1 pseudogene is annotated in these 335 nt (G+C 43.3%); it reads left to right on the forward strand.

From position 1 onward, the window contains the following. A pseudogene (locus A3712_RS14980) lies at positions 1-335 on the forward strand (lytic transglycosylase F); the annotation flags it as partial.

Genomic DNA, 335 nt, shown 5'->3' on the forward strand with positions numbered 1-335 from the left:
CGATTCTAGACAGCCACAAAGCGAAACTCTGGATCGATGTGATGGAAAACATTCAAGTCCATCACGACTTACCCTTGCGCGAAAATGGTCAAATAGCGTGGGCGTTAAGAAAAGACAGCCCTCAGCTAAAGAAAGAGATAAACAAATACGTTAAGACGGCTCGAACAGGTACCCTGCTTGGAAACGTTATCTATAAAAAATACATCGATAATACTCGTTGGTTAGGTCGGGCACTCAACCCGAACAAAGTTGACCGCGTTGCTAAACTGGCTGATGTGTTTGAAAAGTATTCGAGTAAGTATGAATTCGATCCTTTGATGATGTCTGCACAAGGC

Source organism: Vibrio sp. HI00D65 (genome assembly GCF_001635455.1).
In the GTDB taxonomy this organism is placed as follows: Bacteria; Pseudomonadota; Gammaproteobacteria; order Enterobacterales; family Vibrionaceae; genus Vibrio.